23 protein-coding genes are annotated in these 25,634 nt (G+C 71.5%); 18 read left to right on the top strand and 5 right to left on the bottom strand.

The annotated features are described in order from the left end of the window. The first annotated feature begins 1 nt into the window (after position 1). Complete coding sequence (locus A6035_RS08770) at positions 2-658, top strand: TIGR03085 family metal-binding protein (protein ID WP_108847473.1); 657 nt, start codon at positions 2-4, stop codon at positions 656-658. Between the two features lie 61 nt (positions 659-719). Further along, positions 720-3,638 carry a DNA translocase FtsK gene (locus A6035_RS08765; protein ID WP_108847472.1) on the top strand — a complete coding sequence of 973 codons (2,919 nt, stop codon included), beginning with the start codon at positions 720-722 and terminating at the stop codon, positions 3,636-3,638. A gap of 3 nt (positions 3,639-3,641) precedes the next feature. Here A6035_RS08765 and A6035_RS08760 read toward each other — a convergent pair whose 3' ends face one another. Next, positions 3,642-3,923, bottom strand: coding sequence for a YciI family protein (locus tag A6035_RS08760; protein WP_061227727.1), 282 nt, complete (start codon positions 3,921-3,923; stop codon positions 3,642-3,644). Positions 3,924-4,011: 88 nt separating this feature from the next. Here A6035_RS08760 and pgsA point away from each other — a divergent pair, with 88 nt between their 5' ends. The 9 genes from pgsA (at position 4,012) to A6035_RS08715 (ending at position 10,811) form a co-directional block, all read left to right on the top strand. After that, positions 4,012-4,599 carry a CDP-diacylglycerol--glycerol-3-phosphate 3-phosphatidyltransferase gene (pgsA, locus tag A6035_RS08755; RefSeq protein ID WP_108847471.1) on the top strand — a complete coding sequence of 196 codons (588 nt, stop codon included), beginning with the start codon at positions 4,012-4,014 and terminating at the stop codon, positions 4,597-4,599. Positions 4,600-4,606: 7 nt separating this feature from the next. Continuing rightward, positions 4,607-5,158 carry a CinA family protein gene (locus A6035_RS08750; protein WP_108847470.1) on the top strand — a complete coding sequence of 184 codons (552 nt, stop codon included), beginning with the start codon at positions 4,607-4,609 and terminating at the stop codon, positions 5,156-5,158. A gap of 31 nt (positions 5,159-5,189) precedes the next feature. Further along, positions 5,190-5,489, top strand: coding sequence for a helix-turn-helix domain-containing protein (locus A6035_RS08745; protein WP_412523620.1), 300 nt, complete (start codon positions 5,190-5,192; stop codon positions 5,487-5,489). Positions 5,490-5,585: 96 nt separating this feature from the next. Further along, positions 5,586-6,416, top strand: a complete 831-nt coding sequence (locus A6035_RS08740; protein WP_108847469.1) for a PspA/IM30 family protein — start codon at positions 5,586-5,588, stop codon at positions 6,414-6,416. 68 nt (positions 6,417-6,484) lie between these two features. Continuing rightward, the gene (locus tag A6035_RS08735) at positions 6,485-6,679 is read left to right on the top strand and encodes a DUF3046 domain-containing protein (RefSeq protein ID WP_108847468.1); all 195 of its coding nucleotides are present in this window, start codon (positions 6,485-6,487) and stop codon (positions 6,677-6,679) included. Between the two features lie 235 nt (positions 6,680-6,914). Next, positions 6,915-8,018 (top strand): recombinase RecA, encoded by a 1,104-nt coding sequence (gene recA / locus A6035_RS08730; protein WP_108847467.1) that lies wholly within the window; start codon positions 6,915-6,917, stop codon positions 8,016-8,018. Next, on the top strand, positions 8,018-8,644 hold the full coding sequence (locus tag A6035_RS08725) for a regulatory protein RecX (protein WP_108847466.1): 627 nt from the start codon (positions 8,018-8,020) through the stop codon (positions 8,642-8,644). Before recA ends, A6035_RS08725 begins: the two co-directional genes overlap by 1 nt. 26 nt (positions 8,645-8,670) lie before the next feature. Then, complete coding sequence (gene miaB / locus A6035_RS08720; protein ID WP_200836390.1) at positions 8,671-10,239, top strand: tRNA (N6-isopentenyl adenosine(37)-C2)-methylthiotransferase MiaB; 1,569 nt, start codon at positions 8,671-8,673, stop codon at positions 10,237-10,239. Continuing rightward, complete coding sequence (locus A6035_RS08715; protein ID WP_108847465.1) at positions 10,227-10,811, top strand: Rv2732c family membrane protein; 585 nt, start codon at positions 10,227-10,229, stop codon at positions 10,809-10,811. Before miaB ends, A6035_RS08715 begins: the two co-directional genes overlap by 13 nt. Before the next feature lie 71 nt (positions 10,812-10,882). On the opposite strand, the gene A6035_RS08710 is transcribed toward A6035_RS08715, so the two are convergent. Further along, positions 10,883-12,268 carry a DUF349 domain-containing protein gene (locus A6035_RS08710; RefSeq protein ID WP_108847464.1) on the bottom strand — a complete coding sequence of 462 codons (1,386 nt, stop codon included), beginning with the start codon at positions 12,266-12,268 and terminating at the stop codon, positions 10,883-10,885. Positions 12,269-12,490: 222 nt separating this feature from the next. On the opposite strand from A6035_RS08710, the gene A6035_RS08705 reads away from it, so the two are divergent. From A6035_RS08705 to A6035_RS08695, 3 genes are read left to right on the top strand one after another with little or no spacing between them, the layout of a single operon-like run. Then, positions 12,491-13,147, top strand: a complete 657-nt coding sequence (locus tag A6035_RS08705) for a class III extradiol ring-cleavage dioxygenase family protein (protein WP_108847463.1) — start codon at positions 12,491-12,493, stop codon at positions 13,145-13,147. Beyond that, entirely contained in the window at positions 13,144-14,097 is a 954-nt protein-coding gene (gene miaA / locus A6035_RS08700) for a tRNA (adenosine(37)-N6)-dimethylallyltransferase MiaA (protein WP_108847462.1), read from the top strand. The genes A6035_RS08705 and miaA overlap by 4 nt, the downstream gene beginning before the upstream one ends. Further along, positions 14,094-14,840, top strand: a complete 747-nt coding sequence (locus A6035_RS08695; protein WP_108847461.1) for an IclR family transcriptional regulator — start codon at positions 14,094-14,096, stop codon at positions 14,838-14,840. Before miaA ends, A6035_RS08695 begins: the two co-directional genes overlap by 4 nt. Positions 14,841-14,950: 110 nt before the next feature. Here the strand turns inward: A6035_RS08695 and A6035_RS08690 are convergent, their stop codons facing one another. Then, positions 14,951-17,131 (bottom strand): malate synthase G, encoded by a 2,181-nt coding sequence (locus A6035_RS08690; RefSeq protein WP_108847460.1) that lies wholly within the window; start codon positions 17,129-17,131, stop codon positions 14,951-14,953. A 118-nt stretch (positions 17,132-17,249) separates the two neighbouring features. Here A6035_RS08690 and dapF point away from each other — a divergent pair, with 118 nt between their 5' ends. Next, positions 17,250-18,179, top strand: a complete 930-nt coding sequence (gene dapF, locus A6035_RS08685) for a diaminopimelate epimerase (RefSeq protein WP_108847459.1) — start codon at positions 17,250-17,252, stop codon at positions 18,177-18,179. Positions 18,180-18,193: 14 nt separating this feature from the next. After that, positions 18,194-19,645 carry a GTPase HflX gene (hflX, locus tag A6035_RS08680; RefSeq protein WP_108847458.1) on the top strand — a complete coding sequence of 484 codons (1,452 nt, stop codon included), beginning with the start codon at positions 18,194-18,196 and terminating at the stop codon, positions 19,643-19,645. 71 nt (positions 19,646-19,716) lie between these two features. Here hflX and lexA read toward each other — a convergent pair whose 3' ends face one another. Next, complete coding sequence (gene lexA / locus A6035_RS08675; RefSeq protein WP_108849163.1) at positions 19,717-20,385, bottom strand: transcriptional repressor LexA; 669 nt, start codon at positions 20,383-20,385, stop codon at positions 19,717-19,719. Between the two features lie 228 nt (positions 20,386-20,613). Here lexA and A6035_RS08670 point away from each other — a divergent pair, with 228 nt between their 5' ends. Continuing rightward, the gene (locus A6035_RS08670; protein WP_162533993.1) at positions 20,614-21,063 is read left to right on the top strand and encodes a hypothetical protein; all 450 of its coding nucleotides are present in this window, start codon (positions 20,614-20,616) and stop codon (positions 21,061-21,063) included. A 111-nt stretch (positions 21,064-21,174) separates the two neighbouring features. Further along, complete coding sequence (gene nrdR, locus A6035_RS08665) at positions 21,175-21,630, top strand: transcriptional regulator NrdR (protein WP_108847456.1); 456 nt, start codon at positions 21,175-21,177, stop codon at positions 21,628-21,630. An 87-nt stretch (positions 21,631-21,717) separates the two neighbouring features. On the opposite strand, the gene hrpA is transcribed toward nrdR, so the two are convergent. Further along, the gene (gene hrpA, locus A6035_RS08660) at positions 21,718-25,632 is read right to left on the bottom strand and encodes an ATP-dependent RNA helicase HrpA (RefSeq protein WP_108847455.1); all 3,915 of its coding nucleotides are present in this window, start codon (positions 25,630-25,632) and stop codon (positions 21,718-21,720) included. Positions 25,633-25,634 lie beyond the last annotated feature (2 nt).

Raw genomic sequence — 25,634 nt, 5'->3', positions numbered from 1 at the left:
CGTGGGTCCCGACCGTCCGAGCCTGGCCCAGCGGGAGCGGAGCGCTCTCGTCGAGACGATGCGTGCCGCGGGGCCGGACGCCCCCACGCTGTGCGAGGGATGGACGGCCAGGGACCTGGCCGCCCACCTCGTCGTACGGGAGGGGCGGCCCGACGCCGCGGCCGGGGTCGTGGTCCCCGCGTTCGCGGACCGGCTCGAGCAGATCAGGCTCCGAGAGGCCGAGAGGCCGTGGGAGGACCTCCTGTCCGCGATCGCCGCGGGCGCGCCGTGGTACTCGCCGTTGCGCTACGCGGACCGCGTGGCCAACACGGCCGAGTACCTGGTCCACCACGAGGACGTCCGACGCGGCGGCCCGGGATGGACCAGGCGCGGGTTCGACCTCGAGGACCTCGAGCGGGTCTGGACGCTGGCCACCACCGTGGCGCGGACGTTCCTGCGCAAGGTCGACGCCCGCGTGGACATGCGCGCCCCCTCCGACCTCGGCTCCGCGAAGATCGCGCCGGTGTCGACGGGGGCCGCGTTGGCGCCGTTGGTGAGCGTCTCCGCCGATCCGGTCGAGCTGCTGCTGTGGGCGTTCGGTCGCGACGAGGTCGAGGTCGACGTCTCCGGAGCGCAGCGGGGGATCGACGCGCTGCGGGCCGTCCCGCGAGGCCTGTAGAACAGCCCCCGCCCGTGTGGCTGCTGTTACCAGTGGTGCCTGAGACGATAGAGTAACGGTCATGGCATCCACCTCGAGCACGCGATCCTCCCGTGCCCCCGGCGGCCGACGTCCGGCTCCGACATCGGGAGCGAAGCGATCGACCACGTCCACCTCGTCGTCGTCACGGAACGGCGGTTCCCGGCGTGGAGCGGTGGTCTCCACGCCCAAGAAGGGCACGCGCGGCGGCGCGCGGACGGCATCGCCGGCCCCAGAGCGGACCTCCGGCGCGTTCGGTGCCGTCGGCCGCGGCCTGCGCGGGGGATGGTCGGCGGTGGCCAAGGGCGTCGGACACGGTGTCCGTGGTCTCGGGGGAGGGGACGACGACGACAAGGTGATCCCCCCGCACCGCAGGGACGGTCTCGGGCTCATCCTCGTCGGCGTCGCCATCGTCTTCGCCGGAGCCGTGTGGTTCGGCGCGGCCGGGCCGGTCGGGGACTGGATCGACACCGGAATCCGCACGATCGTCGGCACCCCCGGCGCGCTCCTACCCCTGCTGTTGGGCGGGTGGGGCGTGCTCGTCATGGCGCGCGAGCCGCGACCGGACGTCCACTCGCGCTGGCTGGTCGGCGCCACGGTCACCGCTCTCGGCGTCCTGGGCCTGTGGCACATCGGCTCCGGCTCGCCGACAGATCCCGAGGGCGTCCGCTCCGGCGCCGGCGTCCTGGGCCGGATCGTCGGCGGCACGCTCGAGGCCGGGCTGTCGGTGTTCGTCGCCGTCCCGCTGCTCGTGCTGCTCGTGGCCTACGGCCTCCTCGTGATCGTGGGCCGGCCCGCCCGCGAGATCCCCGGCATCGTCCGCGGCTTCTTCGGCTGGGACGGCAGCGGCGACATCGTCGACCACGACTACGACGACGCCGCGGAGGACTGGGACGACGAGGCGACCACCGCGTACCCGATCGCCGAGACCACGGGGCAGGAGGACTCCGTGCGCGCGGCGACCCGGCGCAGCTCACGGCGCCGCGTGGCGGCCTGGTCCGACACCCCCACCACGGGCGAGACCGTGGAGATGCCGCGGGCCTCACGCGCCGCCGCGCAGGCGCGGGACACGTCCGACGCGGACGTCCCCGGCGACGGCGCGGCGCTCGACGACGAAGCCCCGGCGCCGACCCGCACCCGGCGCGCCCCACGCCGGACCGAGGTCCTGCCGGCCGGCGAGGACCCGACGGCCGACACCGCGTCGGCGGCAGACCCCGCGGCCCGTGCCGCGGCGGAAGAGGCCCCCACCCGAGTGGCGTCACCGCGGGTCACCGCACCGACGCCCGCGGCCCGTGCGACCGCACCCGCCCCCGCGACGCCCGCCGTGAACACCTCGGCCGTGCCGCAGACCAACACGCCGTCGACGCACACCGCCGCCGAGGGCGACACGGAGCGGCTCGACTCGCAGACCCAGCTCCTCAGCGGCATCGACTACGCGCTGCCGCCGGTCAGCCTGCTCACCGCCGGCGACCCGCCCAAGGCGCGCAGCGAGTCCAACGACCAGATGATCGAGGCCATCCAGGGCGTCCTCCAGCAGTTCAAGATCGACGCCGCCGTCACCGGTTTCACCCGTGGCCCGACGGTCACCCGCTACGAGGTGGAGCTCGGGCCGGGCGTCAAGGTCGAGAAGATCACCGCCCTGCACCGCAACATCGCGTACGCGGTGGCGACGGACAACGTGCGCCTGCTCGCGCCGATCCCCGGCAAGTCAGCGGTCGGTATCGAGGTGCCCAACCTCGACCGCGAACTGGTCCGGCTCGCCGACGTCCTCACCGACCCCAAGACCGCGAGCAAGCACAACCCGATGCTCATCGGTCTGGGCAAGGACATCGAGGGCGACTTCGTCACCGCAGACCTCGCCAAGATGCCGCATCTGCTGGTGGCCGGTTCAACCGGCTCCGGTAAGTCGAGCTTCGTCAACTCGATGCTCGTGTCGCTGCTCACGCGCGCCACCCCGGACGAGGTCCGCCTCATCCTCGTCGACCCCAAGATGGTCGAGCTCACGCCGTACGAGGGCATCCCGCACCTCATCACGCCGATCATCACGCAGCCCAAGAAGGCGGCCGCGGCCCTGGCGTGGCTCGTCGAGGAGATGGAGCAGCGCTACCAGGACATGAAGTCCACGCGGGTGCGTCACATCACCGACTTCAACGAGCGGGTGAAGTCCGGGGCCATCACCGCTCCGCCCGGCAGCGAGCGGGTCTACCGCCCGTACCCGTACATCGTGGCCGTCGTCGACGAGCTCGCCGACCTCATGATGACCGCCCCGCGCGACATCGAGGACGCCATCGTCCGCATCACCCAGAAGGCGCGCGCCGCCGGCATCCACCTGGTGCTGGCCACGCAGCGGCCGTCGGTCGACGTGGTCACCGGCCTGATCAAGACCAACGTGCCGTCGCGGCTGGCGTTCGCCACCTCGTCGCTGACGGACTCGCGCGTCATCCTCGACCAGGCGGGCGCCGAGAAGCTCATCGGTATGGGTGACGGCCTGTTCATCCCGATGGGCGCCTCCCGCCCCATCCGTATGCAGGGCGCGTTCATCACCGACGAGGAGATCCACGAGGTCGTCGACTACGCCAAGAACCAGGCCGAGCCCGAGTACGACGAGTCCATCACCGCCTCGAAGGACGACGGCAAGAAGGACATCGACTCCGACATCGGCGACGACCTCGACGATCTGCTCGCCGCGGTCGAGCTCGTGGTCTCGAGCCAGTTCGGCTCCACCTCGATGCTCCAACGCAAGCTGCGTGTGGGCTTCGCCAAGGCCGGCCGCCTCATGGACCTCATGGAGTCCCGCGACATCGTGGGCCCCTCGGAGGGGTCCAAGGCGCGCGAGGTCCTGGTCAAGCCCGAGGAGCTCGCCTCGGTGCTGTGGATGATCAAGGGCGGGAGCCCGCCCGAGGACGATCCCGGCGAGCAGCCCGCCGAACTCGACGCGCCGGCCGGGACGCCGGTCGGGTAGCGGTCAGGAGAAGGCGCCGAACACCGGCCTCCACTCCCGCACGGTGATCTCCGAGACCATCCCGCGCAGGCAGTGGGGGTCGTCGTTCACAAGGGAGCGCGCGGCCTCGTCGTCGTCGGCCTCCACGAGCAGTAACGCGCCGGAACCGTCGACGAACGGTCCCACGGACCGGATGGCGCCGGCGGTGACCTGCGCGTCCAGCCACTCACGGTGGGCGGGTTTGTTGGCCTCGCGCTCCTCGCTCTGGGCGGCCTCGTAGCGGTAGGTGACGGCGAACAGCGGCATGGGTGGCTCTCCCTCGGGGGTCGGCGGTGACGGGCGGGGGTGCGCCCGCGACCAAGGGTATTCGCCGGGGTCTCGCTAAGGTGTGGGGGTGACTGCTTCCACGCGCGAGGACGGCCGCCCGGCCGCCGACGTCCCCGTTCTCAACATCGCGAACGTCCTCACCGTGCTGCGGATCCTCCTCGTGCCCGTCTTCGTCGTGATGTTCTTCATCGCGGGCGCCCAGGAATCGTGGTGGCGGGTGGGCGCGTTCGTCGTCTTCGCCGTGGCCATGCTCACCGACTACGTGGACGGCTACCTCGCGCGGCGGCTCGGTCTGGTCACCGACTTCGGCAAGATCGCCGACCCTATCGCCGACAAGGCGCTCATCTCCGCCGCGCTCATCTCCCTGTCCCTGGTGGGCGAGCTGTTCTGGGCGGTGACCGTCGTGGTCCTCGTCCGCGAGGTGGGGATCACCCTCTGGCGCCTGTTCGGTGTCGACTACGTGGTGGCCGCCAGCAAGGGCGGCAAGCTCAAGACCGTGACCCAGACCCTCGGCGTGGGCATGCTCATCCTGCCGCTGCCGCACTGGGTGTGGCCCGCCGAGTGGGTCGTCATGGGGATCGCCGTGGCGCTGACCGTGTACACGGGCGTGGACTATCTGGTCAAGGCCAGGCGGGCCGCGCTCGTCCGGAGCTGAGACGGGTATGGATGCCGGCCCGCCGTCACCGGACTCCGTGGTGCCGTCACCGGCTGCCGCGGCGGCCGTCGCCGCGCTCCGCGACCGCGGGTGGGCCCTGGGCACGGCCGAGTCCCTCACCGCCGGGTTGCTCGCCGCGACCGTCGCCGAGGTGCCGGGCGCGAGCGCCGTGCTGCGCGGGGGGCTGGTCGTCTACGCGACCCCCCTCAAGCACGAGCTCGCCGACGTGCCCACCGACGTCCTCGAGCGCCACGGCGCCGTGTCTCCCGAGACCGCACGCGCGCTCGCCGCGGGCGCGGCGCGACGCTGCGGCGCCGAGGTCGGCGTCGGTCTGACCGGCGTGGCCGGCCCGGACACCCAGGAGGGTAGACCGGTGGGCACCGTGTACGTGGGCCTGACGACCCCGGAGCGCGCGGCGTGGTCGGTGCCGCTGTCCCTGTCGGGCGACCGGGCCGCCATCCGCCGCGCGGCGTGCGAGGCGGCGTTGGCGCTGGTGGTGGCCGCGGCCGGTGGGGATCCGGAGGTCGACGACGACGACGGGAACGAATCCGGGAACTGACGCGTTGTACCGGGTGATGCCGAACATCCAGATGACCACACTGCCCCGACCGGACGAACCCGGAGCGACGCCTCTGCTGCGCGAGACCCTGGGGACCGTCCTGCGCGGGCTGCGCGGGGAGTCGGGTCGCACCCTGCGTGACGTGGCCGACGCCGCCCGGGTCAGCCCCGGCTACCTCTCCGAGATCGAGCGTGGCCGCAAGGAGGCCTCGAGCGAGTTGCTCGCCTCCATCTCCGGCGCGCTCGACGTGTCCCTGGGCGAGATCCTCATCCGCGCCGCGCTCGAGGTCTCGCCCCCCGGGACCGTCGCGGAACCCGTGCTCGCGGCATGACACCGCCGCCGCGTCGCCCGGTGGTCGCACACGGGCGTCGTTCGGTACCGTAGACAAGACCCGTCGTCCGAATCGGCAGAAGGACACTACGCAGCGATGGCCAATCCGTTCACCAAGGCATGGCGCTACCTCATGGCGTTGTTCGATTCGAAGATCGACGAGAATGCTGACCCCAAGGTCCAGATCCAGCAGGCGATCGCCGACGCGCAGCGCCAGCACCAGCAGCTCTCGCAGCAGGCCGCGGCGGTGATCGGCAACCAGCGCCAGCTGGAGATGAAGCTCAACCGCCAGCTCGCGGACATCGAGAAGCTGCAGGGGTCGACCCGCCAGGCGCTGCAGATGTCCGAGCAGGCGCGCGAGAACGGCGACATGCAGAAGGCCACCGAGTACGAGAACGCCGCGGAGGCGTTCGCCGCGCAGCTCGTGACGGCCGAGCAGAACGTCGAGGACCTCAAGGGTCTGCACGACCAGTCGCTCCAGGCCGCCGCGCAGGCCAAGAAGGCCGTCGAGCAGAACGCCATGGTCCTGCAGCAGAAGGTGGCGGAGCGCACCAAGCTGCTCAGCCAGCTCGAGCAGGCCAAGATGCAGGAGCAGGTCAGCGCCTCCCTGCAGTCGATGTCGGAGCTGTCCTCGGGCGGCAACACCCCGAACCTCGACCAGGTCCGCGACAAGATCGAGCGTCGCTACGCCAACGCCCTCGGCTCCGCCGAGCTCGCGCAGAACTCCGTGCAGGGCCGGATGCTCGAGGTGGAGCAGGCCTCCACCCAGATGGCCGGGCACAGCCGGCTCGAGCAGATCCGGGCGTCGATGAAGGCCGATGGCGGGCAGCTGGGTCAGGGATCCGGCGCCGCAGGACAGATCGGCCAGGGCCAGTCCCAACCGGCCACCCCGCAGCAGCAGCAGCAGGCGCAGACCGAACAGCAGTGATCTCGCGGCCACGGGCCGTCGGCGAGCGTGCCGGCGGCCCGTCGTCGTCTCGCAGGGGAGGGTGAGACGTGACTCTGACCGAGTTCCAGGCACGCACGGTCGAGGCGTTCGGTGAGCTGCGCGCCGACCATCTGGTCCGCTCGCACCACCTGGCGGCGTGCGGCGGCCGGACCGCACACGAGGCCATCGACGCGGGGGAGTCCGTGAAGCGCGTGTGGCTCGCGTTGTGCGACGAGTTCGAGGTGCCCGAGCACCTGCGCTAGGCGGATCCGCCCGGCGTGTCCCTCGACCTCGAACACCCGTTCGGCTACACTCGAGAGCATGTGATGGCGGGTCCACCGTCCACAGGGATCCACAGGGCGTGCCGCCTCCACAGGGCGCGGTCGCCGGGTACGACGCGAGGGGATCGTGTCGTACCCGGCCGCTAACGTCCGCGAGTGAAGACCACACAGACCGATCGGCCGGAGGCCGGGGGTCGGACCGAGAACGGAGCATGAGATGGCAGGCAAGGCCAAGGCGGGCTCGAGCAAGGCCGGAGCCGCCCAGAACCGCGAGCAGGCGCTGGAGCTGGCTCTGGCGCAGATCGACAAGGCCTACGGCAAGGGCTCCGTCATGCGGCTGGGCGATGACACCCGGCCGCCGGTCCAGGTCATCCCGTCCGGTGCGCTGTCGCTCGACGTGGCGCTGGGCGTGGGCGGCTTCCCCCGGGGCCGCGTCGTGGAGATCTACGGGCCGGAGTCCTCGGGTAAGACCACGGTCGCGTTGCACGCCGTGGCCAACGCCCAGGCGGCCGGAGGCATCGCGGCGTTCATCGACGCGGAGCACGCGCTCGACCCGGAGTACGCCCGCAAGCTGGGCGTGGACACGGATAACCTCATCGTCTCCCAACCCGACACCGGTGAGCAGGCGCTGGAGATCGCGGACATGCTGGTCAAGTCCGGCGCGATCGACATCCTCGTGATCGACTCCGTCGCGGCGTTGGTGCCGCGTGCGGAGATCGAGGGCGAGATGGGTGACAGCCACGTCGGCCTGCAGGCCCGGCTCATGAGCCAGGCGCTGCGGAAGATGACCGGCGCGCTGCACAACACCGGCACCACCGCGATCTTCATCAACCAGCTGCGCGAGAAGATCGGCGTGATGTTCGGTTCGCCGGAGACCACGACCGGCGGTAAGGCCCTCAAGTTCTACGCGTCCGTCCGCCTGGACGTCCGCCGCATCGAGACCCTCAAGGACGGCGCCGACGCGGTCGGTAACCGCACCAAGGTCAAGGTCGTCAAGAACAAGGTCGCGCCACCGTTCAAGATCGCCGAGTTCGACATCCTGTACGGCGAGGGCATCAGCCGCGAGGGCTCGCTCATCGACATGGGTGTGGACAACGGCTTCATCAAGAAGTCCGGCTCCTGGTTCACCTACGGTCAGGACCAGCTGGGCCAGGGTAAGGAGAACGCCCGCCGCTACCTCAAGGACAACCCGTCGGTGCGGGACGAGATCGAGCGGAAGATCCTCGACAAGCTCAACATCGGTGCGGGCGCGGAGATCGCGGAGATCGAGGCGGAGTCCGATGAGGACGCTCCGATCGACGTGGTGCCCGTCGACTTCTGATGCCGGGCCGGTCCACACGGCCGGGCCGGTCCGGTGGGCCGGGCCCGGTCGGCGGGGGCATCGACGCGGACGAGTTGCGCGCGGCCATCGCCGCCGTGGAGTCGCGGCCCTCGAGCTCCGCGGACCTGCCCCCGCTGGCGCCGGAGGCGCACGAGGCCGCCACGTCCGCCCTCCGGCTGCTGCGACACCGGCCGCGCAGTGAGCACGAGCTCCGTCAGCGGCTGATCGCCAAGGAGTTCGCGCCGGCGGCCGTCGACGAGGCGCTCGATCGCGTCCGTGCCTGGGGTCTGCTCGACGACGCGGAGTTCGCCGCCGAGTGGGTCCGCGGACGCCGGCGCCGCCGCGGTCGTTCGCGTGGGGCGCTCGAGCGGGAGCTGCGCGACAAAGGCGTGGCCGAGGGGCACATCGCGGACGCGGTGGCCGATATCGACGAGTCCGACGAGCGTCGGCAGGCGACGGAGCTCGTGCGCGCCCGGCTGGACAGGCGCCCGGCCGCCGCGCTCTCCGGGCCCGAGGCGCAGGGCGAGCGGCGGCGGCTCGTCGCGTTCCTCGCCCGGCGGGGTTATCCCACGGGGTTGGCGATGTCCGTCGTGGACGCCGAATTGGCGGCCCACGCCTCGCCCTGAGTACCCTGGCCTGCGTGGATTCTCTCGTGACCGACCTGCATCCGGCGGCGGAGGACGTCCCCGCCGAGGGCGTGGACCGTCGCACCTACCAGGTGCGCACCTTCGGATGCCAGATGAACGTCCATGACTCCGAACGGCTCTCCGGGGTGCTCGACGCCGCCGGCTACGTGCCCTTCGAGGGCGACGCCGACCCGGCCACCGGCAGCCTGCCGGACCTCGTCGTGTTCAACACCTGTGCGGTCCGTGAGAACGCCGACAACCGGCTCTACGGCACCCTCGGCCACCTGCGGCCCTGGAAGGACGCCAACCCCCGGCTGCAGATCGCCGTCGGCGGATGCCTGGCGCAGAAGGACAAGGACGCCGTCGTGTCCCGGGCGCCGTGGGTCGACGTCGTGTTCGGCACCCACAACCTCGGCCACCTGCCCACCCTCCTCGACCGCTCCCGGCACAACGAGCGGGCCGAGGTGGAGATCGCCGACTCCCTGCAGCACTTCCCGTCGACCCTGCCGGCGACCCGTGACTCCGCCTACGCCGGCTGGGTCTCCGTCTCCGTCGGCTGCAACAACACCTGCACGTTCTGCATCGTGCCGTCCCTGCGCGGCAAGGAGGTGGACCGCCGCCCGGGCGAGGTCCTCGCGGAGATGCAGGCCCTCGCCGACGAGGGCGTGCTCGAGGTGACGCTGCTCGGCCAGAACGTCAACGCCTACGGACGGTCGTTCCACGACCCCGACGAGCCGTCCGACAAGGGTGCGTTCGCCAAGCTCCTGCGCGCGGCCGGCCGGATCGAGGGCATCGAGCGGATCCGCTTCACCTCGCCCCACCCCGCCGAGTTCACCGACGACGTCATCGAGGCCATGGCCTCCACCCCGACCGTCTGCCCGCAGCTGCACATGCCGCTGCAGTCCGGCTCCGACCGCGTCCTCCGCGCCATGCGGCGCTCCTACCGGTCCGAGCGGTTCCTCGGCATCATCGACCGCGTCCGCGCGGCCATGCCGCACGCCGCGATCACCACCGACATCATCGTCGGCTTCCCCGGTGAGACCGAGGAGGACTTCCAGGCGACCCTCGACGTCGTCGAGAAGGCACGGTTCTCCAGTGCCTTCACCTTCCAGTACTCGCCCCGCCCCGGGACCCCGGCGGCCACGATGGAGGACCAGATCCCGAAGGCCGTGGTCCAGGAGCGGTACGAACGGCTCATCGCCCTCCAGGAGCGGATCACCCTGGAGGAGAACCAGGCGCAGGTCGGGCGCGTCGTCGAGCTGCTCGTCACCGCCGACGAGGGCCGCAAGGACGCCGCCACCGCCCGCATGACCGGCCGCGCCCGCGACGGTCGCCTCGTGCACTTCGCGCCCGTCGGAGAGGCCGCCGACCGGGTGCGCCCCGGCGACGTCATCACCACCCGCGTCACCGCCGCCGCCCCGCACCACCTGCTCGCGGACGACGGCGTCCTCAGCTACCGCGCCACCCGCGCCGGGGACCGCCACGAGGAGGGCCGCAAGCCCGAGACGCCACCCATCGGCGTCGGGCTCGGGCTGCCGACCTTGCGCCGCGAGACCGTCCCCGCCGCCACCATCGAGAAGGGATGCCCCACGTGAGCACCGACGACGACCGACGAGATCCCATCGCGGGGATCATGGAGGTCACCCGCAACGCGGAATCGGAACTGCGCTCCAAGGACCGCATCCTCGGCCGCACCCTCGTGATCGGCCGGGCCTACCTCGCCTCGGCCGTCCTCATCGTGCTGCTCGCCGCCGCGCTCGCCCTCCCGCACAGCGACGGCGTCCGCGGGTTCGACGTGCTGTTCTTCACCGACGTGGCCCGCGAGCAGTACACGTCGCTACCGTCCCACCTGTTCGTCCTCCTGTACTCCGTGGGCACCATCGTCTTCGGCGCCGTGATGATCCTGTCGCAGAAGTGGTGGGCCGCCGGCATCGCGTGGAGCACGGCCTGCGTGGCCGCCGTGTACGGCGTGCTGGCGATCTGGCTGCGCCAGTCGGGCCGTGGCCCGAACCCGGACTTCCAGGATTTCGGCGGTCCCGGCATCGGCCTCTACCTCAGCGAGCTGCTCGTGCTGGCGCTGGTCGCGACCCTCGCCGCGGTGCTGTGGTCGCGGACACCCGAGCAGCGCCAGCTGGAAGAGGACGCCCGGCACGGCGACGGGGCCTGACCACACCCCGCAGACGCCGGGAGCCCGGCCGGTGATCCCGGCCGGGCTCCCGGCGTCTGTTCGTGCCACCGTCAGCGGGTGTCGACCGCCTTCTCCGCCGCCTCGGCCCACTCACGCCACTGCGCGGCCTGCGCCCGGGCGCTCTCGGCGTCCCTGATCTTGCCCGCGGCGTCCGCCTTGGCGGCCTGCTCCTCGAAGTCGCGGACCCGGTCCCAGAACTGGCCGGCACGCGCCCTGGCCTCCGGATCCGTGCGGCGCCACTCGGTGTCCGCCGCGTCCGCGACCGCCTTCTCCAGCGCACGGATACGGCCCTCGAGGCGACCCATCTTGTCGCGCGGGACCTTGCCGATCTCCTCCCACCGGGACTGCAGGTCCCGCAGCGCGGACCGGGCGGCGGCCAGATCGGCGGCCGGGTCGATCCGGCCCTCGAACTCGGCGAGCAGGGCCTCCTTGGCCTCGGCGTTCGCCTCGAACTCGGCGTCCCGCTCGGCGGCCGCCGCGTGCCGCGCGTCGAAGAAGAAGTCCTGGGCGGCCTTGAACCGCTTCCACAGCGCGTCGTCCGCCTCACGCGGCGCGCGGCCCGCGGCCTTCCACTCGTCCATGAGCTTGCGGAAGGCCGTCGCCGTGTCGTTCCAGTCGGTCGACCCCGACAGCGCCTCCGCGCGCTCGACGAGTTCCTCCTTGACCCGCTTCACCGACGCCCGGTTGCGATCCAGTTCCGCGAAGTGGGAGCCGCGCCGGCGGTTGAACGCCTCGCGTGCTTTGGAGAAGCGCTTCCACAAAGCGTCGTCCGTCTTGCGGTCGATCCCGCGGATCGTCTTCCACTCCTCGAGGATGTCCCGGAGACGGTCGCCCGCGACCTTCCACTGGGTCGAGGACGCGCCGATCTCCTCGGCCTCGGACGCCAGGGCCTCCTTGCGGGCGATCGCCGCCGCACGCTGCTCGTCCTTGCGCTGACGAGCGGCCGCCTCGACCTCCGTGGACCGTTCGATCACCGCGGTCAGACGCGCCGCGAGCGAGTCGAGATCGCCCACGGCCGCGGCGGTCGGGATCTGCTCCGCGAGGGCCTCGGCCGAGGCGCGGGTCTTGCGCGCGTCCTGAGGGTGCGACTCCAGCCGCGTCTCCAGCAGGGCCACCTCGGCCGCCAGATCGTCGAAGCGGAGCCCGAAGTGCGCCAGGCCCTCCTCGGGTGCGCCCGCCTGCCACGAGCCCACCTGGCGCTCGCCGTCACCGGTGCGCACGAACACCGCGCCCGTCTCGTCGACCCGGCCCCACTGCGACGGGTCGGACCCGCGCGCGACCCGTGGATCGGCCGCGGGGGTCGGCCGCGGAGCCACCTTCCGGGCGAGCGCCGCGGGCGATGGCCCGCCCGGCCGTGGCCCGGGCCGCGGACCCGGTGTCGGGGTGGCCCCGCCGTCGTTCGCTCCGCCCGTGGCGGTGGGTGACTGCTCGGTCATCTCGTCCTCGTTTCCCTCTGCCGCGTGTCACGGCACCGTCGCCGGGATCGCACCGGTCGTCGCCTCGCCGCCCCGGCTCGGACCGGCGCGGCATCCTTCTAGTGTGTACCAACCGCCGCACGGGTGTCCGCCGTATCCCCGGGTACGCCCCACCGAGCCCACCCGGCATCACGGGGCGGCGTCCTGCGACGGTGTCGTAGGCGGTCAGTAGGGTTTCCAGGTGTGAACACGTCAGTCGTCCTGGTCCCCGGCGCACCCGCGCTCGTGCCCGAACTCTCCGGGACAGCGGCCGCCGACTTCGCACGCCAGGTCGCCGAGATGGTGCGCGTGCTCCGGCGTGCCGCGGGGGACGCGAGCGCGGTCAGGGTCGTGGGGGCGGACAGCGGCGGACGCTCACTGGGAGACGTCCGCTCGACGCTCGCCCGGTGGGGGGCCGACGTCCCGGTCGGACGGCCCGGTGCCCCGCCGGCGCCGCACGAGGCGGTCCCGGATGCCGCGCTGATCGCGTGGTGGCTGCTGGACCGTGCGGAGATCGGCCTGACCAGGGCCTTCACCGGCGTGACCGGGCCGTCGCCCACCACGCCGCAGGTCGGGGCGGACGACCTCGTCGTCGTCGTCGCCGACGGACCCGCCTCCCTCGCGCCGCGCGGCCCCGTCCCCGAGGACCCGCGCGGCGTCGACCTGGACGCCAGGCTCGGCCGGTGGCTCCGAGACCCCGGCGGGCTCCCCGACCCCGGGGCCGACGTCGCCGAGGAGATCGGGTGGTGGAGCCGTCCCGCGTGGCTCGTCCTCGCCGACCTCGTGGACTCGCGCGCCGCGCGCGAACAACTGTCCTGGGCACCGTTCGGTGTCGGCTACCACTGCGGGTGGTGGTCATGACCGGCCCGGCCCCCGTCGCCGTGATCGGGCCGACGGGCACCGGCAAATCGGAGCTCGCGCTGGGTCTGGCCGAGCGCCTCGGTGGCGAGATCGTCAACTGCGACGCGATGCAGCAGTACCGCGGCATGGACATCGGCACCGCCAAACTCAGGCCCGAGGAGCGCCGCGGCATCCCGCATCACCGACTCGACGTGCTCGATGTCACCGATACCGCGAGCGTCGCCGACTTCCGCGCCGAGGCCGAGCGCGAGATCGGCGGGATCCGCGACCGCGGGCACGTGCCGATCCTGTGCGGTGGGTCCATGATGTACATCCAGGCGCTGGTGGACGGGTGGAGCATCCCGGACACCGACCCGGAGGTGCGTGCCCGCTACGAGCGGCGGCTGGAGGAGATCGGCGTCCGCGCCCTGCACGCCGAACTCGCACGGGTCGACCCCGAGGCGGCGCGGACCATCCTGCCCACCGACCCGCGGCGCACCGTCCGCGCCCTGGAGGTCGTCGAGCTCACGGGGCGGCCGTTCTCCGCGTCCCGACCGGCCATCGGCGAGCCACGATTCGGTACCCGTCTGATCGGCCTACGGTGCGCGCTGCCCGAGCTCGATGACCGGCTGGCCGCCCGGACCTCGACGATGTTCGCCGACGGGCTCGTCGAGGAGGTGCGGGGTCTCGTCGGCGTCGGGCTCCTCGAGGGCGTCACGGCCCGCCGCGCGATCGGCTACGCCCAGGTGCTCGACGAGATGGACGACGCCCTGCGGATCGACGACGAGGGGTTGTCCCGTGCGGAGGAACGGACGGTCATCGGCACCCGCCGCTACGTCCGCCGTCAACGGTCGTGGTTCGGACGCGACCACCGGATCCGCTGGATAGACACCGACACCCGTGACCGGGCCGACGACGCCCCGCGGCCGCTGGACGAGGCGCTGCGGATCCTGGGGGAGGGGACGCGATGACGGCGCCCGGCGCCGGGCGGTCCCGCGTCCAGTCCGTCGACCGCGCGTTCTCGTTGCTCGACGCCTTGTCCCGCCGCGGGGGACGCGCCAGCCTCGGCGAACTGGTCGCCGACACCGGGCTGGCCGCCGCGACCGTCCACCGGCTCTGCGGCACCCTCGCCGAGAGCGGACACCTCCGCCGCGACGCCGGCCGCGGCTACCTCCTCGGCCCCCGCCTCCAACGGATCGGGGACGCGGCCCAGCGCGCGACCGCCTCGTGGGCGGAGCCCGTGCTGCGGGCCGTCGTCGAGGGCACAGGGGAGACCGCCAACCTCGCCGTCCGGGAGGGCGACGGCGTGGTCTACCTCGCCCAGGTGCCCTCGCCTCACTCGATGCGGATGTTCACGGAGGTGGGGCGGCGCGTCGAGGTCCACTGCACGGCGGTGGGCAAGGCCCTCGTGGCGGGCGACGACGACGCCGACATCCGCGCCATGCTGGAACGGGCCGGCATGCGCCGCTACACCGACTCGACCCTCGTCGAGGTCGGCGCGCTGATCGAGCAGATCCACGAGGTCCGACGCCGGGGCTTCGCCACCGACGAGTCCGAGCAGGAGGAAGGGGTGCGGTGCGTGGCCATCGCCGTGGGCACCGGCGACGCGGCGTTCGCGATCTCCGCCTCCGGGCCCGAAGCCCGCTTCACCCGAGACCGGAGGGACGCCGCCGTCGACGTCCTCCGGGCCGCGGTAGGGGGTCTCCTCGGCTGACCGTGCGGCGTGGCGCCGTCCCGATACCGGAGATCCGCTACTCCCGGCCCGGATTCGCTACCTCTGCAGGGGTAGCGGATGCCGAAGGGAGTAGCGGATTCCCGCGAGGGTCAAAGCCCGTTCGCGGCCTTGAACTCGCGGCGACGGCGGTGCAGGATCGGCTCGGTGTAGCCCGACGGCTGCGTGGTGCCCTCGAGGATCAGCTCGCGGGCCGCCTGCCAGGCGATCGAGGACTCGACGTCCGGCGCCATGTTCCGGTAGGCGTCGTCGCCCTCGTTCTGCTTGTCGACGACCTCGGCCATGCGGCGCAGCGAATCCTCCACGAACTCCGCGGTGACGATGCCGTGGCGGATCCAGTTGGCCAGCAGCTGCGAGGAGATCCGCAGCGTGGCGCGGTCTTCCATGAGGTTCACGTCGTGGATGTCCGGGACCTTCGAGACGCCGATCCCCTGCTCGACCCAGCGGACGACGTAGCCCAGGATGGTCTGGCAGGAGTTGTCGACCTCCTCCTTCTTCTCCTCATCCGACCAGTCGGTGCTCGGCGCGAGCGGCACCGTGAGGATGTCGTCGACGCTCGCGCGACGACCGCCGGCGAGGAGCTCCTCCTGGCGGGTCAGGACGTTGACGCGGTGGTAGTGGGTGGCGTGCAGGGTGGCGCCGGTCGGCGACGGGACCCAGGCGGTGTTGGCGCCGGCCTTCGGCTGGCCGATCTTCTCGGCGAGCATCTCCGCCATGAGGTCGGTCTTGGCCCACATGCCCTTGCCGATCTGCGCGCGGCCCCGCAGACCACACGCCAGGCCGGTGTCGACGTTGAAGTCCTCGTAGGCGTTCATCCAGCGCGCGGACTTCATCTCGCCCTTGCGGATCATCGGCCCGGCCTCCATGGAGGTGTGGATCTCGTCGCCGGTGCGGTCGAGGAACCCGGTGTTGATGAACACGACACGCTCTGTGGCCTCCGCGATGCAGGCGGCGAGGTTCACCGACGTGCGGCGCTCCTCGTCCATGATGCCGACCTTCAGGGTGTTGGCCGGCAGGCCGAGGAGCTTCTCGACGCGGCCGAACAGCTCGGTGGTGAACGCGACCTCGTCGGGCCCGTGCTGCTTGGGCTTGACGATGTAGATCGACCCGCTGCGGCTGTTGCCGCGCTCGTTGCCCTCCGCGATCCCGTGCATGCCCGCCAGCGCGGTGATCAGCGCGTCGAGGATCCCCTCGGGCAGCTCGTTGCCCTCGGCGTCCAGGACCGCGGGGTTCGTCATGAGGTGGCCGACGTTGCGGACGAACAGCATCGATCGCCCGTGGAGGCGGACCTCACCGGAGCCGTCGGGGGAGGTGTAGACACGGTCGTCGTTGAGGACGCGGTTGAACGTCTTACCGCCCTTGCTGATCTCCTCGGACAGGTCGCCCTTCATCAGGCCGAGCCAGTTGCGGTAGCCGAGCGTCTTGTCCTCGGCGTCGACAGCGGCGACGGAATCCTCGAAGTCCATGATCGTCGTGACGGCGGACTCGAGGACGACGTCCTTGACGCCGGCCGCGTCCGTCGAGCCGATGGGGGAGTCCGGGTCGATCTGGATGTCGATGTGCAGGCCGTTGTTGCGCAGCAGCACCGAGGAGGGGCTGGCGGCATCCCCGCGGTAGCCCACGAACTTCTCCGGGTCGGCCAGCCCGGTGGTCGCGCCGTCCGCGAGCGTGACCCGGAGCGCGCCGTCCACGACCGCGTACCCGGTGGTCCCCACGTGGCTGCCGGAGGCCAACGGCGCCGCGTCGTCGAGGAACTCACGAGCCCACTCGATCACCTTGTCGCCACGGACCTTGTTGTAGGAGTCGCCCTGCTCGGCGCCGTCGGTCTCCGGGATGGCGTCGGTGCCGTAGAGGGCGTCGTAGAGCGAACCCCAGCGAGCGTTGCCGGCGTTGAGGGCGAATCGTGCGTTGGTGACCGGCACGACGAGTTGCGGACCGGCGACGGTCGCGATCTCCGCGTCGACGTTCTCCGTGGTGACCGAGACCGACTCGGGCTCCGGCACGAGGTAGCCGATCTCCCGGAGGAACTCCTTGTACGCCGCCTGGTCGATCGGCGCCGGGTTCTCGTGGTGCCACGCGTCGATCTTCGACTGCAGGTCGTCCCGCACGGCGAGCAGTTCGCGGTTCCGGGGAGCCAGGTCCGCGAAGATCTCGGAGGCACCGGCCCAGAACGCGTCGGGGTCGACCCCGGTGCCCGGGATCGCCTGGGTGTTGACGAAGTCGAAGAGGACCTCGTCGACCTGGATACCGCCGACGGTGATGCGTTCGGACATCGATGCTCTCCTCAGGTAGGGGATCGTTCTCCCCACCGACTCTAATGTCCTCGTCGTGGCGCTTCATCCGCCATTTCCGCAGTGCGGAATGACGGTCGGCCGCTAGTACGATCACGACATGACTCCGGACCACACGCCGACGGCCACCGACGGCATCGCCTTCCTCAAGGGCCACGGCACACTCAACGACTTCGTGATCCTGCCCGACGACCACGCCGAGCTCGACCTCGACGAGACGCTGGTCCGCGCGCTCTGCGACCGACGCGGCGGCATCGGTGCCGACGGAATCCTCCGGATCGCCACCGCCGGTGCCCTAGTCGATCGCGGGGTTCTTCCCGCGCTCCCGAACGGGGTCGACCGCGCGGACTGGTTCATGGACTACCGCAACGCGGACGGTTCGATCGCCGAGATGTGCGGAAACGGGGTCCGGGTATTCGCCCACGCGCTGGTGGCCACGCACCGGGCCGACACCGGAACGATCGCCATCGGCACGCGTTCCGGGCCGCGGCCCGCGACGATCGTGTCCCACTCCGGCGACGACGCCGTCGTCCGGGTCGACATGGGGGAGCCGCGGCTGCTCGGACTCTCCTCGGCCGAGCTCGGTGGCCGCACCTTCGCGGGCGTGGCCGTCGACATGGGCAACCCCCATCTGGCCTGCATCGTGCCCGGGCTGGACGCCGCGACTCTGGCCGCCTTGCCGGTCGGCGACGCCCCGACCTTCGACCGCGATTTCTTCCCACACGGCGTCAACGTGGAGATCGCCACGCCCCTGTCCGAGGGGCGGGTGACCATGCGCGTGCACGAGCGGGGAGCGGGGGAGACGATGTCATGCGGGACCGGCATCGTGGCGACGGCGGTCGCCGCTCTGGCCGACGCCGGACGCGGCACCGGAGACGTCGTCGTGGCGGTCCCCGGCGGGGAGGTCAAGGTACATCTGACCGACGGCGGTTCGACTCTCATCGGCCCGTCCGCGCTCGTCGCGAGCGGCCGGTACCACGGCGGGGCATATCACACGGCCGTGCACGCGACACACACAGCCCCGATGTGAGATGATGCAGGGGAATGACTATTGATCACACGGCCGCCGAGCGGCCGACACGCGACCTCGATCCATCCATCGGCGAACTGCAGCTCGAGGAGAGATCCTCGCTGCGCCGGGTGGCGGGTCTGTCCACCGAACTCCAGGACGTCAACGACGCCGAGTACCGCCAGCTCCGCCTGGAGCGGGTCGTACTGGTGGGCGTGTGGACCGAAGGGTCCGCAGCCCAGGCGGACGCCGCGATGGCGGAGCTCGCCCAGCTCGCCGAGACGGCCGGCTCCGAGGTCTGCGACGCTCTCATCCAACGCCGCGACAAGCCGGACGCGGCGACCTTCATCGGCTCCGGAAAGGTGAGCGTCCTCAAGGACGTCATCGCCGCGACGGGTGCCGACACCGTGATCTGCGACGGCGAGCTCACCCCGGGTCAGCTCCTCGCGCTGGAGAAGGCGATCAACGTCAAGGTCATCGACCGGACGGCGTTGATCCTCGACATCTTCGCTCAGCACGCGACCAGCCGCGAGGGCAAGGCGCAGGTCTCCCTCGCACAGATGGAATACATGCTCCCCCGCCTCCGCGGGTGGGGTGAGTCGCTCTCCCGACAGGCGGGTGGCCGGGCCGGCAGCAATGGCGGCGTCGGCCTGCGTGGCCCCGGTGAGACGAAGATCGAGACGGACAGACGCCGTATCCGCGAGCGCATGGCCCGGCTGCGTCGCGACATCAAGGGCATGAAGCAGTCCCGCGACACCAAGCGCTACCGCAGGCGCGCCACGCCCGTTCCGTCGATCGCGATCGCCGGATACACCAACGCCGGGAAGTCGAGCCTGTTGAACCGGATCACCGGCGCCGGCGTCCTCGTGCAGAACGCGCTGTTCGCCACACTCGATCCCACCACCCGCCGCGCCGACCTTCCCGACGGGCGGCCGGTCGTGTTCACCGACACGGTCGGCTTCGTCCGGCACCTGCCCACGCAGTTGGTCGAGGCGTTCCGGTCCACGCTGGAGGAGGTGGTCGACTCCGAGCTGTTGCTCCACGTGGTGGACGGTTCGGACGCGTTCCCCCTTCGTCAGATCGAGGCCGTCCGCAAGGTGATCAACGAGGTTGTGGAGGAGCAGAACGCCGAACGACCTCGCGAGTTGGTGGTCATCAACAAGATCGACGCGGCCGATCCGGTGGTGCTCACCGAGCTGCACCACGCCCTGCCGGACGCGGTCTTCGTCTCAGCAGCCACCGGGCAGGGCGTCGACGAGTTGCTCGAACGGATCATGCAGATCGTGGCCTCCGGAGACATGGAGCTGACTCTCGAGGTCCCGTACACCCGTGGTGACGTGGTCGCACGGGTCCACACCGAGGGTGCGGTGGTCGAGGAGGAGCACACCGACCGCGGTACGCGCCTGGTGGTGCGGCTTCCCGCCTCGGTGGCCGGTGAGCTCGGCGAATTCGTCTCGGACAGCGGCACACGCGACGGGGCCGCCTGACCGGTCCCTGCGACGACGACGCCGCCTGACCCGATCACGGGGCAGGCGGCGTCGTCGTCGCAGGGCGGTGTTCAGAGTTTGCGGAACACCGTGACGACCTTGCCCAGAATCGTGGCGTGCTCGCCCGGGATGGGACTGAAGGACGGGTTGTGGGGCAGGAGCCAGACCCCGGTGGAGTCCTTGCGGAAGGTCTTCACGGTCGCCTCGCCGTCGATCATCGCGGCGACGATCTCGCCGTTGTCCGCGACGTTCTGCCGCCGCACCACGACGTAGTCCCCGTCGCAGATCGCCGCGTCGATCATCGACTCACCGACGACCCTGAGCATGAAGAGGTCCCCGGACCCCACGAGATCGGTCGGGAGCGGGAAGACCTCCTCCACGGCCTGCTCGGCGAGAATGGGGCCACCCGCCGCGATCCGACCGAGGACCGGGACGTAGACGGGCTCGACCGCTCCACTCGGCCGTCGGACCTCGCTGGTGGGGGAGCGGCGCCCCCGGGTCTTCTGCCCGGGCACCCCGTGGACGTCGACAGCCCGCGGCTTGTGCGGATCCCGGGTCAGGAACCCCTTCTTCTCCAGGGTCCGCAGCTGATGCGCTACAGACGACGTCGACTGCAGGCCCACGGCGTCCCCGATCTCGCGGATGCTCGGCGGATAGCCGCGCTCCTTGACCGTGTCGTGGATGTGCAGCAGCACACTCTTCTGGCGGTCTGTCAGTGAGTCGAAGTCGGGCTTCGGCATCTCGGGTCCCTTCGGCGAATGGATGTTCGACGTCGTCATCTGTGTACACCCTATCGCCCCTGAGCGGGGAGCGCCACACACACGTTCGAAGAACTTCGTCGCGGAATGGTGACCGTGTCGGAGTCGCGTGATACAACTCTAGGCGTATCGGTATTCGAACATAGGTACACAGAAATCCACACGATTGTGCGAATCCTCTTCGCACACCGTATCGAGCAGGGAGTGGACATGACCATTCTGGAGATGCACTCGCACACCGACTCCACCGTGGGGTGGACCGAGATCTGCGCGGCGGAGCACCGCGCCCCCGCCCAGCGTGCGGACGGTGTCCGCCCGCACGCCGGCCGGGCCGGGGACCGACAGGCCCGCGGGCGTTCCGGGACCCGACCCGGCGCGCGGCCGGTGGGCCGTCGCGACTCCGCCTCGCCCATCCACGGCGCCTCCACCGACCGGGTCGTCGCTCACGCGCCGGCGACCTCGCGGACGTCGGCTCCGCGGCGGATCGTCCAGGCCCGCCCGGTGGCGTCCGACCGTGTGCGCGCCTGCCGCGTTGAGTCGCCGGCCCCGACCCGTGTCGTCGATGACGTGCCCGCCTGGGCACTCCTGGCCTGCGGCATCGCCTTCGGGGTTCTCATGCTCCTGGCCGTGGCGTTCCTCGGCGGGCCCGCCTACGCGTGACCGGCACACCGGCCTCCTAGAATGAGTCGGGGACGATGGTCAATCGTCCCCGCGTCCCGTGGTCTACGTCCTGGGAGGCGTGAAGTCCGGTCGACGAAGGGCCACACGGGAATGTACTGCCCTACATGCCACAACGAGGACTCCCGGGTGATCGACTCACGATCGGTCGACGAGGGTCAGGCCATCCGGCGCCGGCGGGAGTGCCCGGAGTGCGGGCACCGCTTCACGACGCTCGAGACGCCACTGCTGACGGTCCTCAAACGCAACGGCGTCACCGAGGCCTTCAGTCGCGACAAAGTGGTCCGGGGAGTTCGCCGGGCCTGCCAGGGCCGGTCCATCGATGAGGACGCCCTTCGGCGCCTCGCCCAGCAGGTCGAGGACACCGTCCGCGCACGCGGCGCGTCCGAGGTGCCCGCCCACGAGATCGGTCTCGCGATCCTCGGCCCCCTCCAGGACCTCGACGAGGTGGGCTACCTACGCTTCGCCTCCGTCTACAAGCAGTTCAGTTCGGCCGACGATTTCGAACGCGAGATCATCGCGCTCAGGGACCGCCGCGCGACCCTGTGATCCGCCGCGCGAGCCGCTGACCCGCCGGCCCGCGCCGATGGCAGGCCGCTGCTCACACCAGTGGTAGGACCTCCGGCCGCCGGACGGTCAACGCCGGGCGCGGGGTGCGAGCGCGGACGCCACCGCCTTGTCGATGCGCTCGGCCGAGACCGGACGGGACGTACCGAGGGACTGGGCGAACAGTCCCACTCTGTATTCGGCCAGCAACCACCGCAGCTCGCGCGACGAGCGCGCGCCGCCGGGCCGACGTCGCAGAGCCGCGCACGCCTCCTCGACGGTCTCCTCCGACCGCGCCAACCGGGCCGTCAGTTCCCGATGCCGGGCAGGGGACTTCTCCGCCAGGTCGAGTCGGACACCGACCGCCTTCACGTGCCGCTCCAGGTGCGGCAGCACGTCGACCGGATGCCGGGCCAGAAAACCCTTACCCACGAGGAACTCCAGCGACGGGGCCACCGCCTCGGCGACCTCGGCCGGGGCCTCCGCCACACGCACGGACACCTCCCGCGCCGCCACCAACGCGGGCACGACCGCCGAGATCGCCGACGCCACGGCCCCCGGCACCTCCGCCCTGGCGGCGTCCCGTAACTCGCCGAACTCCGCCACCGTCAACACCGGCACGCCCTTACGCCGGGCGATGATCCGGCCACACGCCGCCAGGGCGGCGTCGGAGACCAGTGCCTCGACGCCCCCGTGCGGGTACTGGGTCAGGGCCAGTCGCTGCTCGACCGGGCGACCGCGCAGGATCGAGGAGGCGGAGACGAGGTCGGACGAGATGAGCGTGAGCACCGCTGACGCCTGCCTGGTCCGGCGTTCCTCCTCCGTCGCGCACGCGACCCGGTGGATGCCGTCCGCATCGACGCGCAGGGCGGGGTAGACCGTCACCTCCACACCGTCCACCGTGCCGGTAACCGACGGGGGGAGATCGCCGATGGTGTCGGCACTCCACTGCCGGAATGGCCCGTCGTCCGGCACGAGCCGGGTGTTGAGGGTCTCGCGCACCTTGTCCCGCAGTCGCGTCCGCAGCGCTGCGAGGTCGGTGCCGGACGCGACGACCGTCTCGCCGTCGACCACCTCGAAACGCACCCGCAGGTGATCGGGGAGCTGCGTGGGGTCGAACTCGCGGGGGTCGACCGTCGTCCCGATCCGGGCGGAGAGCGCCTGCGCCAGGGCCACCGGAAGCGGGGCCGAGCGCGGGGTGACGTCGCGGGCGAGCAGGGCGGCGTATTCCGCGGGCGGCGAGCAGAGCCGCCGGAGGTACTTGGGGAGGGTGCGCAGCATCTCCGTGTAGAGCTCTTCGCGCAGCCCGGGGACCAACCACTCGAAACCGGCGGTGGTCACCGAGGACAGCTGGGGCAGCGGGATCCGGACGGTGATGCCGTCGGCGGCGACGCCCGGGTCGAACTCGTAGCGCAGCTCGAATCGTCGGTCGCCCTGCTGCCAGAACGGCGGGAAGTCACCCGCGTCGGGGGCGGCTTCCGAGGTGCGGATGTCGGCGGGGGTCAGCCGGATCGAGTCCGGGTCGCGGTGGCCGCGCTTCTTCCACCACGAGTCCAGGTGACGGCCGGAGGTGATGTCGGCGGGGAGCCGGTCGAGGTAGAAGGCGACCAGGGCCTCGTCGTCGATCACCAGGTCGCGTCGACGGCTGCGGGTCTCCAACTCCCTGGCCTGCGCCACGGCCTCGGCGTTCTCCCGGATGACCGGGACCCGCGTGTCGAGGCGCCCCTCGACGATCCCGTGACGGACGAGCATTTCGCGGGCCAGGGGAGCGTCCACCCGGGACAGCAGCACGCGGCGCGCCTCCACGACCGTCAGGCCCAGCAGGAGGACCTTCTCGTAGGCCATGGCGGCGCCGCGGGCGTCCGACCAGTGCGGCTCGGAGTACTGGGTGCGGGTGAGGTGGCCGCCGAGCTGCTCGATCCACGCGGGGTCGATGCGCGCCACGTCGCGGGCCCACAGCCGTGAGGTCTCCACGAGCTCGGACGCCATGACCCACCGGGGTGGCTTCCGGGCCAGGTCCGAGCCGGGGAAGATCTGGAAGCGGATGCCGCGGGTGCCCCGGAACTCGCGGGCGTCCTCGTCGCGCATGCCGACGTTGGTGAGCAGGCCGGTGAGGATCGCCTTGTGCAGGTCGTCCTCGGACGCCTGGCCGGACGGCGGGTGCCAGCCGCGTTCGCGGCACATGCTCCGCAGCTGGGCGTTGAGGTCCTGCCATTCGCGGATGCGGAGCCAGTGCAGGTACTCCGCGCGGCACATCTTGCGGAACGCGCTGCCGGAGAGTTCGCGGCGCTGCTCGGTGAGGTAGCGCCACAGGTTGAGGTAGCCCAGGAAATCGGACGTCTTGTCGGTGAAGCGGCGATGGAGCTGGTCGGCCTTGTCCCGCTCCTCCGCGGGCCGCTCCCGGACGTCCTGCACGGTGAGGGCGGCGACCACCACGAGCACGTCGCCCAGCGCCCCGTTGCGGTGGCCCTCCACCACCATCCGGGCCAGTCGGGGGTCGAGGGGGAGCGCGGCCATGTCGCGGCCCACCTCGGTCAGGTGCGGGCGCTCGTCGTCGTCGACCCTCAGCGCCCCCAGCTCGGTGAGGAGGGTCATGCCGTCGCGGACCGCCTTGCGGTCCGGCGGCTCGACGAAGGGGAAGTCGTCGACGGGACCGAGGTCGAGATCCGCCATCGACAAGATGACCGAGGCGAGGTTGGTGCGCAGGATCTCGGGGTCGGTGAACTCGGGCCGTGCCTCGAAGTCCTCCTCCGAGTACAGGCGGATGCAGATGCCGTCGGCGACGCGGCCGCAGCGGCCCGCGCGCTGCGCGGCGGAGGCCTGCGAGACCGGCTCGATCGGCAGCCGCTGGACCTTGGTCCGGGTCGAGTACCGCGAGATGCGCGCCTGTCCGGTGTCCACCACGTAGCGGATGCCCGGGACGGTCACCGAGGTCTCGGCGATGTTGGTGGACAGCACGACGCGCCGGGTGGAGTGGGCGCGGAAGGCGCGCTGCTGTTCGGCGGCGGTGAGGCGCGCGAACAGCGGGAAGATCTCCGTGCGCGGGAACTTCCGCCCTCGCAGCACCTCCTCGGCGTCCCGGATCTCGCGCTCGCCGGACAGGAATACCAGGACGTCGCCGTCGTCCTCGCGCAGCAGCTCCGCCACGGCGTCGGCGAGCGCGTCGAGGGGGTCCAGGTCGATCACCCGGTCCCCGTGCTCGACCTGGAGCGGTCGGTATCGGATCTCCACGGGGTAGGTGCGTCCGGAGACCTCGATGACCGGGGCGGGGCGCCCGTCGGGTCCCGCGAAGTGGCGGGCGAACCGCTCGGGGTCGATGGTCGCGGAGGTGATGACGAGCTTGAGGTCCGGGCGCCGCGGGAGGATCTGCTTGAGGTAGCCGAGGAGGAAGTCGATGTTGAGGCTTCGTTCGTGGGCCTCGTCGATGATGATCGTGTCGTAGGCGCGGAGCAGCCGGTCGCGGCGGATCTCCGCGAGCAGGACGCCGTCGGTCATGAGCTTGACCGAGGTGTCGGGTCCGGTGCGGTCGTCGAAGCGCACTGCGGAGCCGACGGGACCGCCGATCTCCACGCCGAGTTCGTCGGCGATCCGCTCGGCCACGGAGCGGGCGGCGAGGCGCCGCGGTTGGGTGTGGCCGATCACGCCGCGCACGCCGCGCCCGAGCTCGAGGCAGATCTTGGGGATCTGGGTGGTCTTGCCCGAGCCGGTCTCGCCGGCGATCACGACCACCTGGTTCTCGCGGATGGCCTCGGCGATCTCGTCCTTACGCGCGCTGACGGGGAGCTGCTCGGGGTATTCGGGGACGGGGATCGCCTCGGCGCGCCGCCGGATGCGCTCGGCGGCCTCGTCGACGCGGCGGGTGAGGTCGTCGAGCTGGTCGGCGCGGGCCCGGCGGATCCGGGGGCGGAGCCGGTGCGCGTCGAGGGTGCCGACCTCGTCGAGCCGGACGAGCAGATCGTGGCGGGCCCGGCGGAGCTCGGGTGGGGCTGAGGTGGACGACGGCATGG

Source organism: Dietzia lutea, from assembly GCF_003096075.1.
GTDB classification, from domain to species: Bacteria; Actinomycetota; Actinomycetes; order Mycobacteriales; family Mycobacteriaceae; genus Dietzia; species Dietzia lutea.
The sequence above is the reverse complement of the archived record's forward strand: the minus strand, read 5'-3'. Positions and strand labels throughout refer to the sequence as shown.